Below are 15,937 nucleotides of genomic sequence, written 5' to 3' on the forward strand. Positions count from 1 at the left end.
GCGTGGAATGGAACGGAAACGTCAGCGGCGCGCCCGCGGCGCGGCGATCTGGCGCATGCTGGAGGTGATCACCAGTTCGGGCTCGCCGGCCGCGCCGCGGGCGATCTCGCGCAGGAAATGGCGGCGCCCCTCCTCCGGCGCGATCGGGCGGATCGCGCGCGCCGCGTACAGCTTGCGCAGGCCGTCGTCGACCATGCCGGCGTCCCACGGGCCCCAGTTGATCGACAGCGCGTGGACCCCGGGCCAGCGCGCGCCGAGGCTGTCGGCCAGCTTGTTGAGCACCTCGTTGGCGGCGCTGTAGTCGCACTGGCCGGCGTTGCCGAAACGCCCCGCCACCGACGAGAAGAAGGCGATGAAGCGCAGGCTGTCGGGGCGCAGGCGCTCGGCCAGCAGCAGCGCCGGCAGCACCTTGGTGTCGAACACGGCCTCGAACGAGGCCTGCGTCTTGTCGCCGATCAGCTTGTCGTCGACCACGCCGGCGCCGTGCAGCACGCCGTCGACGCGGCCGTGGCGCAGGTACAGGTCGTCCAGCAGCGCGGCCAGCGCCGGGCCGTCGCGCACGTCGAGCGCGTGGTACTCGACCACGGAACCGCTGGCGCGCATGGCGGCCAGGTTGGCGCGGGTCTGCCGCTCGCGCAGCACGGAGCGCACCGCCCGGTCGACCTCGGCCGGCTTGACCTTGGGCCGCGCGGCGCGCATCCGCTCCAGCAGCACCCGCCGCAGATCCTCCGCGGGCACGCCGCGCGTGTCCTCGCCCTCCTCGCCGGGCGGCGCGCTGCGGCCCACCAGCACCATGGTCGGCCGGTATTCGGCCGCCAGCGCGCAGGCGATGTCGGCGGTGATGCCGTAGGCGCCGCCGGTCACCAGCAGCACGGCGCCGTGCGCCAGGCGCAGCGCCGCCAGTTCCTCGCGCGGCGCGTCGTCGCCGCGCAGGTCCAGGCGCCAGCGCCCGGCCGCCGTCAGTCCGGTCTCCACCGCCTCCGGCGCGCCCTGCAGCTCGGCCAGCAGGCGCGGCGCCAGGGCCTCGGGCGCGATGTCCGGCGCCGCGTCCACGCACTGCACCCGCACCGCCGGCCACTCGCGCGCGGCGGACTTGGCCACGCCCAGCGTGCCGGCGCTGGCGGCGGCCAGCTCGCCGGCGCGGGCCAGGCCGAAGCGGCCATCGAGCCGGGTCAGGTTCAGCACCCGCCCGGCGCCCTGCGTGGCGGACGCCCTCAGGTCCGGCTGCAGCGCCTGCAGCAGCAGGAACAGGGCGCGCGCGTCGTGCACGTGGGCGTCGTCCGTCCCCTGGTCGGCGCCCATCAGGTTGACCAGCGCGCCGAACGGACGCCGGGCCTCCTCCAGCGCGCGCCAGGCGCGCACGCCGGCCGCCTGCGACAGGTCGGCCGTGCAGCGCACCGCGTCCAGCCGCGCGCTGGCGGCGCCCGGTATCAGCTGGAGCACCGTGTAGCCGCGCTGTTCGAGCGCGTCGCGCAGCGCCGTCGCCAGCGCCGACTCGGCGCCGGCCAGCAGCACCGGGAAGGCGCGCGACAGCTCCGCGCCGGGCGCGGGCCGGGCGGCCGCCTCCAGCGCCCGCACCACATAGCGGCGCACCGGGTCGGCCGGCTCGGCCGCGGCCACCACCGGGGCCGGGGCCGGGACCGGGACCGGGGCCGAAACAGGCTCCACCGCCTCAGACTGCGGAGACGACGGAGCCGGCGCTTTTTTTGGCGCGGTCTCCTCCAGCGGAGCGCTCTCCTCCGGCGGAGCGGCCGGCTCCAGGGAGAGCGCGTACCAGTCGACGATCTGGTTGAGCGTCTTGTAGCCGGACAGTTCGCCGATGACGGCCTCCTCGTCGCGCTCGCCGATCAGGTCGTAGCGCGCGGTGAGGCCGCTGAAGATCTCGATGCGCTTGATCGAGTCGATGCCCAGGTCCGCCTCCATGTCGGCGTCCAGGTCCAGCATGTCGGTCGGATAGCCGGTGCGTTCGGACACGGCCCTCAGCAGCTCGGCCTTGAATTCGGCCGCGCCGGGTTTGACGGTGCCGTCGGGCGCGGCGGCCGGCGTCGCGCCCAGCGGCGGCAGCACCGGGATGGGCGGCGTGGCCCCGCGCGGCGCGGCGGGCGCGGGGGTGGCGACCCGCGCGGCGGCGGCCGGCGCCGCGGCGGCCGGCTCGGGCGCGCTTGGCGCGGCGGCCACCAGGTGTATCGGTGGCGCGGCCGCGCGGGCGGGCGCCATCGCGGGCTGCCCGTCCTCCAGCGGCGCGTCCCGCAGCGGCGCGCCGGCGCGCGGCCAGGCCGCGCCGTCGGTCCCGGAAGTCCCGGCCGGCGCCATCAGGGCCGGCGCCTCGGGCAGGCGCTCGTAGGCCAGGCCGGCCAGCTGGGCCTGGAAATCGATGAAGTGGCGCAGGCTGAATTGCTGCTCGCGCTGCAGGTCGAGCAGGCGCGCCAGGCCATGCTGGATCTGGGCGATCTGCGCGTGGCCCGGCGCGCCTTGGACCGCGTGCGGCGCGGAGGGCGGTTCGTGGGCGGTGAATTCTTCTGCGTTCATGGTGCTTCTCCTTTGGTGGGATGTGGGCAAGGAACTGGCGGATCGGCGCGGCGGCAAGCGGTACACGGGCGCGCCGGACGCCGCCGGCACGTGCGAGGCGGCGCGTTGGGCGGGCGCCGGCGTACCGGCGGCGGCGCCGGTCGTCGCGCCCGCGTCGGTCATGGCGCCGACGTCGGTCATGGCGGCGGCGCCGGTCGTCCCACCCGCGTCGGCCAGGGCGCCCGCGTCCGCCATCGCGGCGCGCGCCGGCCGGGACGGCGCGGCGTGCCAGGGCAAGGCCCGGCCGCCGTTGACGCGCCAGGCCAGCGGCCCCGGCGCGGCGCGCCGCGCGGCCTCCGCGGCCACCTGCTCCAGCGTGGCCTCGTCCAGGCCGCGCCCGGCGAACCAGGGCCCGATGTCGACCGGCAAGCCGATCGACATCGCCTGCGCCAGCAGCTGCGCCAGTTGCTGCCAGCCGGGCCGGCCCGGCGCGTCCAGCGACAGCGTGGTGTGCGGCCGCTGGTCCAGGATGGCGTCGACCAGGCCGCCCAGCACCAGCCCGGGGCCGCATTCGACGAACACACGCGCGCCGTCCCGGTACATGGCCTCGATCTGCTCGACGAAGCGCACCGGCTCGGCCACGTGGCGCGCCAGCAGCGCGCGCATGCCCTCGGCCGACGCGGGATGCGGCTCGGCCGTGGTGTTGGAATAGACCGGGACGCGCGGCGGCTGGAACGCGACCGCCTCCAGCTCCGCGGCCAGCGGCGCGCGCACGCCGTCCATCACGGCGCAGTGGAAGGCGGCGCTGACCGGCAGCCTGCGCACCCGCATGCCCTCGGCCTGCAGCGGCGGCAGCGCGGCGTCGAGCGCCTCCGCGCCGCCGGCGACGATGGTCTGCCGCGGCGCGTTCAGGTTGGCGATGCCGACCCCCAGCCCGAGGCGCGCGATGGCCTCCGCCACGCGCGCGCCGTCGCCGTCCAGCACCGCCATTGCGCCGGCCGGGGCGCCGGCCGCCAGCCGGCCGCGCGCGGCGGACAGGCGGCGCAGGCCATCCGGCGTGATGGCGCCGGCCGCGCACAGGGCCACGTACTCGCCGTAGCTGTGGCCGGCCGCGAAGTCCGGCGCCAGCCCGAAGCCGGACAGCAGTTCGAAGGCGGCCATGCCGGCCATGCCCAGCGCCGGCTGCGCCGCCTCGGTGGCGTTCAGCGCGCGCTGTTGCGCCTCGCGCCCGGCGTCGTCGAACACCGGCGCGGGGTAGACCAGGCCGGCGATGGCGGGCTGGTCCGAGAACCAGCGCTGCAGCGCCGGCGCGCCCATCACCAGGTCGCGCAGCATGTTCACGCGCTGCGAACCCTGGCCCGGGAACAGGAAGGCCACGCGGCCGGCGTCGCTGGCGCTTTCACGGTAGTACAGCCCGGGCGGCTGGCGGATCTCGGCCCGCTCCGGCAGCAGTTCCAGCGCGCGCCGCAGACGCTGGCGCAATTCGTCCACGCCGCCCGCCGTCAGCACCAGGCGGCAGGGATGGCCGCCGTTGGCGCGCCGCGCCGCGTGCTGCTCGCGGTGCAGCGCGCAGGCCAGGCGCGCCAGGTCGCCCGGCGCCGCGTGCTCCAGCGCCGCCAGCAGGCGCCCGGCGGCGTCGATGATCTCCGCCCGCGTGGCGGCGGCGAAGCAGAAGATCTCGGCCTCGCGCGGCTGCAGGCTGGACGCGTCGGCCTCGCGGTAGCGGCCCGTGTATTCGCCCAGCACCAGATGGAAATTGGTGCCGCCGAAACCGAACGCGCTGACCCCGCAATGGCGCCGGCCGCCGGCCGCGTGCAGCCAGGGGCGCGCCTCGGTGTTCAGGTAGAACGGCGAGGCGTCGTCGGCGAGCGCCCGGGCCGGCCGCTCGACGCCGATGGTGGGCGGCAGCACGCGATGGCGCAGCGCCAGCGCGCCCTTGATCAGGCCCGCCATGCCCGCCGCCACCTTGCTGTGGCCGATCATCGACTTCACCGAGCCGAGCGCGATGCCGCGCGGCGCGGCGCCGCCGAACACCCCGCCCAGCGCCTCCAGCTCCGAGCGGTCGCCCAGCGCGGTGCCGGTGCCGTGCGCCTCGACCAGGCCGACGCTGGCCGGCTCCAGGCCCGCGTCGCGGTAGGCGCGCCGCAGCGCCAGCATCTGGCCGGCCGGATGCGGCGCGGTCAGGCTGCGGTTGCGGCCGTCGCTGGAACTGCCGATGCCCTCGATCAGCGCGTACACGCGGTCGCCGTCGCGCTCGGCGTCGGCCAGGCGCTTCAGCACCACGGCGCCCACCCCCTCGCTGATGGCGATGCCGTCGGCGCCGTGGTCGAAGGGGCGCGAGCGGCCGCGCGGCGACAGCGCGTGGGTCTGGGCGAAGCACATGAAGCCGATGGCGCCGTTGGTGCAGTCGATGCCGCCGGCCAGCGCCACGTCCGCGTCGCCGTGGCGCAGCTGCTTGATGGCCACGTCCAGCGCGGCCAGGGACGCGGCGCAGGCCGCGTCGACCGTGAAGTTGGTGCCGCCCAGGTCGAGCCGGTTGGCCACGCGTCCGGCCACCACGTTGCCCAGGATGCCGGGGAAGGCATCCTCGGTCCACCGCGGCAGCGCCTCGCGGTTCAGCGTCTCGACGATGCGCTCGCGCTCCCCCTCGTCCAGGCCCTCGACCCGCGCCAGGTACAGCGGCAGCAGCGTGCGGAAGTTGTAATAGCTGCTCAGGTCCGCCATGCCGCCGACGGCGAAGATGCTGGCGGTGCGCTCGCGCGGGAAGGGGCGCGTGTCCAAGCCGGCGTCGGCCAGCGCCTGGCGCGCCACCTCCAGCGCCAGCAGCTGCATCGGCTCGATCGCCGCCAGGCTGGCCGGCGCGATGCCGTAGCGCTGCGGATCGAAGGCGATATCGTCGAGGAAGCCGCCCCACTTGGCGTACACCTTGTCGGGCACGCCGCGTCCGGGCTGGAACATGCGCTCCGCGTCCCAGCGCTCCGGGTCCACCTCGCGCACCGAATCGACGCCGCGCACGATGTTCTCCCAGTATTCGCGCAGGCCCTGCGCGCCCGGGAACAGGCATGCCATGCCAACGATGGCGATGGGCTCCGCCGCCGGCGCCGGCGCGGGCGCCGCTGCGGCCTGCGCCGCGCGGCCCGCCAGCAGCGCCTGGGCGCCGGCGCTCACCGATTCGTGCAGCGCCGCGATGGTGCAGGTGTCGCCGCGCAGGCGGGCCGCGTCACCCAGCATGTACACGCCCTCGCGCCGCTGCTCGCCGGCGTCCAGGCCGACGTAGCGCTCGGCCGCGCCGGCGTCGGCGCCGCGCGTGATGCCCTTGGCGGCGATGCGCAGGCGCCCGATATTGATTTTCTCCAGCGCCAGCAGCATGTCGCGCTCCGGCGTGGCGGCCCGGATCAACTCCCGCCTGGTCTTGTCGAATTCGGCGCAGAACGGGGTGGCGGCGCAGCGCGTGTAGACCCCCACGCCGGACTGCAGCAGCACGGTTTCGCGGCAGGCCACCGCCTCCCGCTGGAAGGCCGGGACGATGGCGCCGGCGGCCACGATCTCCTCGGTGAAAACATAGGCCGTTCCCATCCATACGCCCACCTTCATGCCACGCGCCACCAGCGGCGCGGCCAGCGCGGCCACCATGGCGGCCGACAGCGCGTCGTGGACGCCGCCGGCGAACATCACCCGCACGGCCTCCGGGTCCTTCAGTCCCGCCTCCAGCAGCACCTCGATGGCCTGTTCCCACAGCACGAAGCTGGAGCGGGGCCCGGTGTGGCCGCCGCACTCGTTGCCCTCGAAAACGAAATGGCGCGCCCCCTCGGCCAGGAAGCCCCGCAGCAGCCCCGGGGACGGCACGTGCAGATAGGTGGCCACGCCCAGCGCCTCGAGCTCGCGCGCCTGGCTGGGCCGGCCGCCGGCGATGACGGCGAACGGCGGCCGGCAGGCGCGCACCGCCTCCAGCTGCTCCTGGCGCAGCGCCAGCGGCATGAAGCCGAGCAGGCCCACGCCCCAGGGCCGGTCGCCCATCAGCGCGCGGGTCTCCTCCAGCATCGCCGCCACCCGCGGTCCGCGCAGCACCGCCAGCGCCAGGAAGGGCAAGGCGCCGCCACGCGCCACGGCCAGCGCGAACGGGGCGACGTCGCTCACGCGCGTCATCGGCCCCTGCGCCACCGGATAGCGGGTGCCGTGCGCGGCGGCGAGCGGCCCGCCCGGCGCCAGCGCGGCCTGCGCGGCGGCCAGGCCGGGCGCCTCGGCCATGCCGGCGGCGATGGCGGTGACGACCCGGCCCACCGTGCCGTGGCGCCGCGCCAGCGGCGCCGCCAGCGCGATCTCCTGGCCCATGGGCAGCAGGCCGTCCTCGCGCTCGGCCAGCCCCTCGGCCAACAACGCCCGCCATGGCTCGGCGGCGGCGCGCGCCGCCTCGATCCGCCGCAGGCGCGCGCGCCCGGAGCGGCTGGAGACGCGGTATTGCGCCGTCCCCGCGCCGGCCAGCGCGGTCTCGCTGCCGTCCAGGCCCTGCCAGGCCTGGCGCGCCGGTCCGGCGCCGTAGGGCCCCTCTTGCGTCAGCCACAGCTGCTCGCACAGCACCACGCCGGCCGCGCCGGCCAGCGCGGCGGCCGCCGCGCTGTTCGGGCCGATGCCGCCCTGTATCCAATAGGGCGCCGCCAGCCGGCCGGCGGCCTGCTGCAGCAGGATGAAGGCGGCGCACTGGCCGACGCGGCCGCCGGCCTCGTGGCCCTTCAGGATCACGCCGTCGTAGCCGGCCGCGGCGGCCGCCTCGGCGCTGTCGATATCGCAAGCCTCCAGCAGCACGGCGCCCGCCACGCCGCGCGCGGCGGCGCACGCGCCGGCCAGGTGGCCGGCCGGCACGCCGGCCAGCACCAGCAGCGGCACCGCGCGCTCCGCCAGCAGCCGCGTCAATTCCCGCAGGTCCGGCGCGGCGCCCTCCCCGCGGTCCGGACAATCCCAGCGCACGCCCCAGCCTCCGGCGCGGTCCATGCCGTCGGCGCCGTCGCGCAGCGCGGCGATCGCGCGCCGGCGCGCGTCCTCGCCCTGGCCATGCCCCAGGTCCAGTACGCCGAGCGCGTTGGCGCGCCGCGCCGCGATCGCGATCTCCGGCGTCAATCTGTGCGCCGGCGTCACCGCGATCACCTTCGTGTTGTTCAGTAGCGTGCTCATTGCGCGTTTCCCTTCCGAGTTCGGTGAAGTGGACCGGCTGGATCGGCCGGAGCGGCGCGCCGCAGCAACAGCGCGCGCATCGAGTCCAGTCCCGGGTGTGGCGGGTCGCGCTCCAGCAAGGCGCACAGCGAGGGCGTGACCGGCATCACCGCCACCCGCTCGCGGCGCAGCAATTGCCCCAGGCCGTAACCGTCGCTGCTTTCCCGCTGGGTCGGGATCACCAGCCTGGCGCCGCATGAAAGGGGCCATAGGACGTCCCAGGGCACGGCGTACGGCGGCGCGGCGACGTGCATCAGCACCGCGTCGCCCTGCCGCAGCGCGCACAGCCGCTGCGCCGCCAGCAGGCCGTCGAGGACAGCGCCGTGGCTGCGCGGCCGCGGCGCCCCGGCCTCCACGTACGCCGGCGACAGGCGCCGCGTCGGATGCTCCAGCGGCCAGCCATATGGCAGCGCCGCGTCGTCCTCCGGGCAAAACAGCACCGAACCGCGCACGCCGAGTTCCAGGTCCCGGGGCTGGCCGGTCAGCAGCAGCGTGGCGCCGCGCTCGCGCAGCGTGGCGTGGCGCCGTTCGGGCGACTGTCCGGGATCCAGCAGCAGGCTCGCGGCGCCGGATTTCAACACCGCGAGGACGACGCGCACCAGCGCGATCGACGGCGCCAGGTTGAGCGCGCAGACGCGTCCCGGCCCGGCGCCGTGCTGTTGCAGCATCATGGCCAGGCCGTCCGCCTGCGCGTCCAATTCGCCATAGGTCAGCTGCGACCACGGCCCGCGCACCGCCAGCGCGCCGGGATTGGTCTGCGCCAGCATCTCGAAACGGCGCTGCAGCGCGGAACCCGGGTCGTCCCCGGCCGCGCCGGTCTCCCCGCCGATGTCCTCCGGAGGGTATTCGTCCCCGGCGGGGCCGTTTCGAATCGTGTCGACGAAGGCGTGGCTCATGCCGTCGACGGGAATTCGATAAAGCGTCGCGCCCGCCAATTTAATTCCCTCGGGAATATTATTGGGTGTGGCCATTAAAAGATCAGCGTCCATTTAACCCCCAAACAGATAATATGTTTGATGCGGCGCACAATATTTATTCCACTCAATTATTTATTCAGTGAAATAAAAATTTCCATAAAATTCAAAGCATTAGCTTGAAATATTTACCCCTGTTTTTTTATTAATTAGTTAATAATATGAAGGTATACCGCGGCGCAGCATTTAATCTAAATCAAACGTTCTGGCGCAGTCGGAAACACGCAACATGGCGCGTGGAAAGGGATATTTATTAAGGGAAGGGAATTGCGCGCGCGAGGAATGCGCGCGCCGGGGGGAGTGGCGCTGTGGCCCGGGACGGGCACCGGCCGCTGGGCGCGGGCCGGTGCCGATTTGAATTCGCTACGTTATTTGCCGCGCACGTCCAGGCTGCGCGCCGGCAGGCGCACCGAGACCGTGTGGCGGATGTCCGCCGCCGATTTCGCCAGCTGCACGCGGTAGTCGCCCGCGCCTATCTTCCAGCGCTTGTCCGCCGTGTCGAACACCGCCAGCAGGCGCGGATCGACGCTCAGGCTCACGGTACGGCTTTCGCCCGGCTTCAGCTCCACCTTCTCGAAGGCGGCCAGGCGCTTGGGCGCCTCCCACTTGGCCGCGTTGGCGGGCGACACGTAGACCTGCGGCACGTCCTTCACGGTGCGCTGGCCGTCGTTGCTCACCTTGAAGGTGACGGTCAGCTTGCCGCCGTCCGCGCGCGCGGCCAGGCCGGAGTACGCGACGCTGCCGTACGACAGGCCGTGGCCGAAGGGGAACAGCGGCTTGTGGCCCTTGAGGTCGAACCACTTGTAGCCGACCGCCGCGCCCTCATGGTAGTTGACGGTGAAGCGGCTGTCCTTGGGCAGGCCCTCGCCGTCCAGCTTGGGACGGGGCAGCTGCTCCAGCGACGCCGGGAAGGTCAGCGGCAGGCGGCCGGACGCGTCCACCTCGCCGCTCAGCACGCGGGCGATCGCCTCGCCGCCGGCCGTGCCGGGATACCACGCCTCCACCACCGCGCCCACCTGGTCCAGCCACGGCATCAGCACCGGCCCGCCGCTCTCCAGCACCACCACGGTGTTGGGATTGGCCTTGGCCACGGCGGCGATCAGCGCGTCCTGCCGGTCCGGCAGGGTCAGGGACGCGTCCAGCGCCTCGGCGGTCCACTGGTTGGCGAACACGATCACCAGTTCGCTGGAGGCGGCCAGCTGCGCGGCCGCGGCGACGTCGGAGCCGTCCGCGTAGCGCAGCTGCGCCTTGCTGCGCGCCGCGATGGACTTCATCGGCGAGGACGGGAAATACACCATCGGCCCCGGGAACTCCTTCGGCCCCAGCCCCGGCACCGCCATGCCGCCGGCCGGATACACCTGGGACGAGCCGCCGCCCGACAGCACGCCGACGTTGGCGTGCGAGCCGATGATGGCGATGGATTTCAGGCCAGGCGCCAGCGGCAGCAATTGCTTGCTGTTCTTCAGCAGCACGATGCCCTCCTCCGCGTCGGCCTGCGACACCTTGGCGTGCGCCGCGTAGTCGATGGCGCCGCCCTCGGCCACCGGGTGGTCGATCACGCCCTTGTCGAACAGGGCCCACAGCACGCGTTTGGCCATGTCGTCGAAGCGCGCCCGCGGCACGTGGCCGTTCTCGACCGCCTCCTTGAGCGCCTCGTTGAAGTAGGCCGAGTGGTCGAAGGGCCAGCCCGATTGCTGGTCCAGGCCGCGGTTGGCGGCCGGCACGGTCGAGTGCGTGCCGCCCCAGTCGGACATGACCCAGCCCTTGTAGCCCCAGTCGCGCTTGAGCACCTGGTTCAGCAGGTAGTCGTTCTCGCAGGCGTAGTCGCCGTTGTAGCGGTTGTAGCCGCACATGACCGCGCCGGGGCTGGCGTTCTCGATGGCGAACTGGAAGGCCAGCAGGTCGGAGGTGCGCGCCGCCTGGTCGCCCAGCCGGGCGTCGAGGTGGTTGCGGCCGGTCTCCTGGTCGTTGGCGGCGAAGTGCTTGATGGTCGAGACGATGTGGTTGGACTGGATGCCCCGTATCTGCGCGCCCACCATCTGCGCCGCCAGCCACGGGTCCTCGCCGCCATATTCGAAATTACGCCCGTTGCGCGGCTCGCGCGCCAGGTTCACGCCGCCGGCCAGCAGGATGTTGAAGCCGGAGGCGCGCGCCTCCGCGCCTATCATGGCGCCGCCCTGGTAGGCCAGCGCCGGGTTCCAGGTGGCCGCCGTGGCCATGCCCGAGGGCAGCGCGGTGCGCTCGCGCACGTCCGGGCCCGGCTGGCTGGCCACGCCGATGCCGGCGTCGGCCTGGTGCAGCTCGGGGATGCCCAGCCGGGGGATGCCCTTGAAGTAGCCCGCCGCCTGCTTGCGGCCCGCCTCCTGCCGCTTGATGCCCTTGAAGTCGTTGGGGAAGTAGCCGAACAGCAGATTGATCTTCTCGTCGTCCGTCATTTCCTTCAGCACCAGCGCGGCGCGCTGTTCGGCCGGCAGGCTGCGGTCCATCCATGGCTGGCTCGCGGGGGTTTGGGCCGCCGTTTGGGCCGGGGTTTGGGCCCAGCTCGCGCCGGCGCCGCCCAGCAGGGCCAGGGCCACCGCGGTGGCGCATGCGTTCTTGTTCAGTTTCATATTCATTTGCGTTTGATGGTGATGGCCTTGCCGCTGTAGGCGACGATCTGGTCCGCGTCGTCGAAGCTCTCGGAGCTGGACACGCCCGGCTTGATGAAGTGCACGCGGAACTGGCGCTGCGCGACCATGCCCTTGTACTGGCCGGCGCGGTCGCCGATGGTGAGCGTGCCGGTCTTGTCGTTGTAGCTGAACGGGATGCGGCTGGACTCGCCCCGCTCGTAGGCCTTGGTGACGCCGTCGTCCTCGTACAGGCTGGTCTGGCCGTCGGCGCCGGTGTAGACCTTCAGCGTGATCGGCGCGTCCGGCTTCTCGTCGACGTACTGGGTCACGGGACCCATGGTCAGGATGGCGCCGGCCTTCACCAGCAGCGGCATGCGGGTGGCGGGCGCCTTCACGACCACCGACGCGCCACCCTTGTGCAGTTCGCCCGTGTAGAAGTCGTACCACGACGCGCCCTTGGGCATGTACACGCTGCGTTCGCGCGCGCCGTACACGTGCACCGGCGCGACCAGCAGGTCGCGGCCGAACAGGTACTGGTCCTTGATGTCCTTGACCCGCTCGTCGTTGGGGAAGTCCATCACCAGGCCGCGCATGATGGTGCCCGAGTTGTAATGGGTGTCCGCGGCGGCCGAGTAGATGTAGGGCATCAGGCGATAGCGCAGCTTCAGGTACCACAGCATGGACTCGCGCATGTCCGAGTTTTCCGGCGAGATGAGGTGGATCTCGCGCCTGACCACTTCGCCGTGCGAGCGGAACTGCGGCGTGAGGGCGCCGAACTGGAACCAGCGCAGGTTCAGTTCGCGCCACTCCTTCTCGTCCTCGGGCTTCATCTGCGCGGCCGTCGTCGCGCGGTTTTCCTGGGCCGAGCCGACGTCGCCGCTCTGGTAGCGGGTTTCCTGCGCGTAGCCGCCGATGTCGTGCGTCCAGTTCGGGATGCCGGACATGGAGAAGTTGACGCCGGCCGAGATCTGGTCATACAGATTGTTCCAGCGGGCCACCACGTCCCCGCTCCACACGGCCACCGAGTTGCGCTGGATGCCGGCGAAGCCCGAGCGCGACAGGATGTACTGGCGCGTGTCCGGCTGGTCGCGGTTCAGGCCATCGATCAGCGCCTTGGTGTGCTGCAGGCTGTAGCTGTTGAAGGTGACCTCGCCCGCGCCATGCACGGTCGGGCCGATCAGCTTCTTGAAGTCCGCCGGCCGGGTGTTCGACAGCACGTCCGGCTCGCTGTTGTCCATCCACCAGGCGTCGAAGCCCAGGTCCACCAGCTTGGACTTCATCTGGCGGTAGTAGATGTCGCGCGCCTCCTGCGTGTAGGGGTCGTAGTGGCTGTTCTTGTAGCCGGGGCCGACCCAGTCCAGGGCGCCGTCCTCGACGTTCTTGGTCCACATGTGGCCCTTGGCGGCCAGTTCCTTGTAGTTGTCGGTGTTCGAGTAGAACTTGCCCCACACGGACAGCATGATGCGGGCCTTGTTCTTGTGGACCTCGTCCACCATGCCCTTGGGATCCGGGAAGCGCGCCTTGTCGAAGTCGTGCGAGCCCCAGCCATTCTCGGGCCAGTAGAACCAGTCCTGCACGATGTTGTCCAGCGGCCAGCCGCGCTTGCGGTGCTCGCGCAGCACGCCCAGCAACTGCTCCTGGGTCCCGTAGGTCTGGCGCGACTGCCAGTAGCCATAGGCCCATTTCGGCATCATCGGCGCCTGGCCGGTCAGGTGGCGGTAGCCCGCGATGACCTTGTCCATGTTGTCGGCGCTGATCACGTGGTAGTCGATGCCCTCGGCCACTTCGGACGAGAACGTCAGCGAATGGCGCTCGGCTTCGGGCAGGGGATCGTTATGGGTGATGGCGACCATGCCGCCGGACGGCTTCCACTCCAGGTGCAGCTTGACCGGCTTGCCCTTGGCGAATTTCACCTCGAAGTTGTGGTACCACGGGTTCCAGTCCTGGCGCCAGACGTCCAGCACCTCTTTGCCGTCCACGGTCAGCGTCGCGTAGTCGGACGCGTACAGCTGCATCTTGTGCACGCCGGGCTTGTCGGAGCTGAGCGTCGCGTCCCACACGACCTTGAGGTCCTTCAGGTTCTTCAGGTCCTTGCTGGAACCGAGTTCCTTGGGCCAGTTCTCGGCCACGTCCTTCAGGTACTGGTAGGCGATGTCGCGCTCGTGGCGGGTCAGCACCAGCTTGCCGTCGACGTAGTAGCGCGCCGTCAGGCCGCCTTCCTTGCCCTGGTCGTCGACCAGCTTGAGGTCGCGCCCCATCGGGCCGTAGGGCTTGGCGTCGCCGAAGCGGGAGATGGAATTGTTATCCCACAGGACGCCGTAGTTCTTGTCCGAGACCACGAACGGCACGGCCACGTCCATATTGTGCTGGGCCAGCGTCACGTCCTCGCCGTTCATGTTCATCTGGCCGTTCTGGTGCTGGCCCAGGCCGTAGAAGGCGTCCTTGGTGCCGTGGTTGAAGCCCTGCTTGATGGCCATGTAGGGCTTGCCGCCGATGGTGACGGGCGCCATGCTCTCGGACGCCTGGCGCAGGAAGACCTCGCCCTTGGCGTTGGTGAATTGCACCAGGCCGGTCTTCAGCGAGACGGTGGCCGAGATCTTGCCGGCCTTGAGGGTGACCGAATCGCCGGCCGATTTGGCGACGCTGAAATCGCAGGCGCAGGGCGCGGCCACCGTCATCAGCGACGGCGAGCGTTTCTTGCCCGGCTGGTCGAGCTTGACGACGTGGATGATGTCGTCGCGCATGACTTCGAGCCGCACTTCCTTGGCGGCGCCCTCGTCGGGCAGCACCACCACGCCGGTGGCGGTCTTTTCGAAGCTGCCGGCCAGGGCCGGATTCATGGCGACCAGCGCCAGCCAGGTTACCGCGGTCATTTGTTTCAGTTGCATTTGTGTCCTCCGATATTCTTCATGTTCTTTAGTACTTACCCAGTTTCACCCGCAGCACAACGGGATTGGCTGGCAGGTTCAGGCCGTAATCGACCTGGTCGCCGTTCCAATTGCGCTCCAAGACCCACTTGCCGGACGGGTCGAAACGCCCCTCCTCCACCCGCGCGAACATCGAGGGCTTGCCCTCGTTGCCGCCGGCGCCGGCGAATTTCAGGCGGATATGCTGGCCGATGACGATGAATTCGTCGTCGCCGATCTGCGCGATCGCGGCGCCGCCATTCGGCGTCTCCGTGTTCGGCGGCGTGTCCTTCAAATTGGGGAACCAGGCCTTCTCGCCGAATTGCCACTCCCTGAAGGAGGCGCTGACTTTCCAGCCGCGCAGCGCCACGCTCTGCTCGGCGCGGTCGTCGCCCTCGGCGACACCGCGCGTGTTGCCCTCGAACGCCCACTTGGCCCACTGCCGTTCCATCGGCCGGAAGGCGGCGTAGATCTTGCCGAACGGTTCCACCATCGCCTTGTCGTAGCCCTTGGCGCCCAGCGGGAAGTTGCTGTATTCGGCGTAGTCGATGCCGAACGGGGCGTAGCCCAGCGCGCCGCGGCCCAGCACCAGGTAGGCATAACGCGCATAGGTCGCGGCGTTGCCCATTTCCGGCACCATCAGCGCGTTGTCCGGGCGCTGGAACTGGTCCAGCGTGGCGGCCACCTTGGCCGACTCGGGCAGGTAGATGTCCGGGGCGGCGAAATCGATGTGCGGCGCGGCGGCCTTGTAGATGTCGATCACGTCGTACGTCGGGCCGCCGCTGGCGAAATTGCTCTTCCACGGCGCCAGCGGTTCCAGCGGATCGCGCAGGGCGTTGTTGACGTACATGGGCAGGTCGTACACCGCGCGCCCGGCCTTCGCGATCTCCTCGATGTAGCTGGCCACCGCGTAGCTGTGGAAATACTGGCCGGCGTAGTCGCCATACACCTCGCTCCAGCTGCCCTTGGCCGCCAGTGGCACCGGGGACTTCTTGCGCTCCAACACCGCCCGCGGCACCGGCTGGCCGAACGCGGCCTGGCCGCGCGGGCTGAAATCGCGCTCGAAGCCAAAGGTGCCGACCTCGTTCTCCACCTGCATCATGATGACCGTCCGGTGCTCCTGGTCGATCTTCTTGATGTGGCTCATCAGCGCAACGAAGGCCTTCTTGTCGGCCTTCAGCGTCTCCTCGCCCAGCGGCGACAGGCAATAGGTGGTCTTGCCGTCCGGGCCCACCATGCGTGGGAAGCGCTGGTTGTTGAATTTGACCCACTCGGGGGTGTATTGAGGGCTGGTGTTTTTCCAGGTGCCGAACCACAGCAACACCAGGCGCACCTTGTTCTGGCGCGCCTGCGCCAGCAGCGTGTCCACGTAGCTGAAATCGAATTTGCCTTCGACCGGCTCGATCTGCTCCCACGCGACCGGAATCTCGACCGTGTTCGCGTGCATGTCCCTGGCGGCGGCCCAGACCTTGGCCAGGGCCCGCGGATAGTTGCTGGAATTGTGCGCCTGCGCGCCCAGCATGACAAAGGGAGCGCCGTCGACGATCAGCGCGTGGCGGCCGTCTTTTTTCACCAGGTGCGGCAGGCCGGCGCCGGCTTGCGACACCTGGGCGCCGGCCGTGGCCATGGCCGCCAGGCACAGGGCGGCCAGCAGCCGGCTGGAAGTCTTGCTCATGTGTTCATCCTTCGAGGACTGATGATGGAAAAAGTTCATCGCGGATAAGGGCTCCAC

5 protein-coding genes are annotated in these 15,937 nt (G+C 71.3%); all 5 read right to left on the bottom strand.

Features of this window, described 5'->3' with window-relative positions:
• Positions 1-21: 21 nt before the first annotated feature.
• The gene (locus tag BM436_RS06495; RefSeq protein ID WP_093554676.1) at positions 22-7,677 is read right to left on the bottom strand and encodes a type I polyketide synthase; all 7,656 of its coding nucleotides are present in this window, start codon (positions 7,675-7,677) and stop codon (positions 22-24) included.
• On the bottom strand, positions 7,674-8,687 hold the full coding sequence (locus tag BM436_RS06500; RefSeq protein ID WP_143132994.1) for an AMP-binding protein: 1,014 nt from the start codon (positions 8,685-8,687) through the stop codon (positions 7,674-7,676). Before BM436_RS06500 ends, BM436_RS06495 begins: the two co-directional genes overlap by 4 nt.
• A gap of 371 nt (positions 8,688-9,058) precedes the next feature.
• A complete protein-coding gene (locus BM436_RS06505; protein ID WP_093554678.1) occupies positions 9,059-11,299 on the bottom strand; it encodes a beta-glucosidase in 2,241 nt (746 codons plus the stop codon).
• Between the two features lie 2 nt (positions 11,300-11,301).
• Complete coding sequence (locus BM436_RS06510; protein ID WP_093554679.1) at positions 11,302-14,187, bottom strand: glycoside hydrolase family 31 protein; 2,886 nt, start codon at positions 14,185-14,187, stop codon at positions 11,302-11,304.
• Between the two features lie 28 nt (positions 14,188-14,215).
• On the bottom strand, positions 14,216-15,880 hold the full coding sequence (locus BM436_RS06515; protein WP_093554680.1) for a GH35 family beta-galactosidase: 1,665 nt from the start codon (positions 15,878-15,880) through the stop codon (positions 14,216-14,218).
• Between the last annotated feature and the right edge of the window lie 57 nt (positions 15,881-15,937).

Origin of the sequence: Pseudoduganella namucuonensis (assembly GCF_900116645.1) — a bacterium.
Taxonomy (GTDB): Bacteria; Pseudomonadota; Gammaproteobacteria; order Burkholderiales; family Burkholderiaceae_D; genus Rugamonas; species Rugamonas namucuonensis.

Excerpts from the sequence above, each read along its gene's own strand:
- BM436_RS06495 (WP_093554676.1), bottom strand. The coding sequence starts at position 7,677 with ATGAGCACGCTACTGAACAACACGAAGGTGATCGCGGTGACGCCGGCG.
- BM436_RS06515 (WP_093554680.1), bottom strand. The coding sequence starts at position 15,880 with ATGAGCAAGACTTCCAGCCGGCTGCTGGCCGCCCTGTGCCTGGCGGCC.
- BM436_RS06505 (WP_093554678.1), bottom strand. The coding sequence starts at position 11,299 with ATGAAACTGAACAAGAACGCATGCGCCACCGCGGTGGCCCTGGCCCTG.
- BM436_RS06510 (WP_093554679.1), bottom strand. The coding sequence starts at position 14,187 with ATGCAACTGAAACAAATGACCGCGGTAACCTGGCTGGCGCTGGTCGCC.
- BM436_RS06500 (WP_143132994.1), bottom strand. The coding sequence starts at position 8,687 with ATGGCCACACCCAATAATATTCCCGAGGGAATTAAATTGGCGGGCGCG.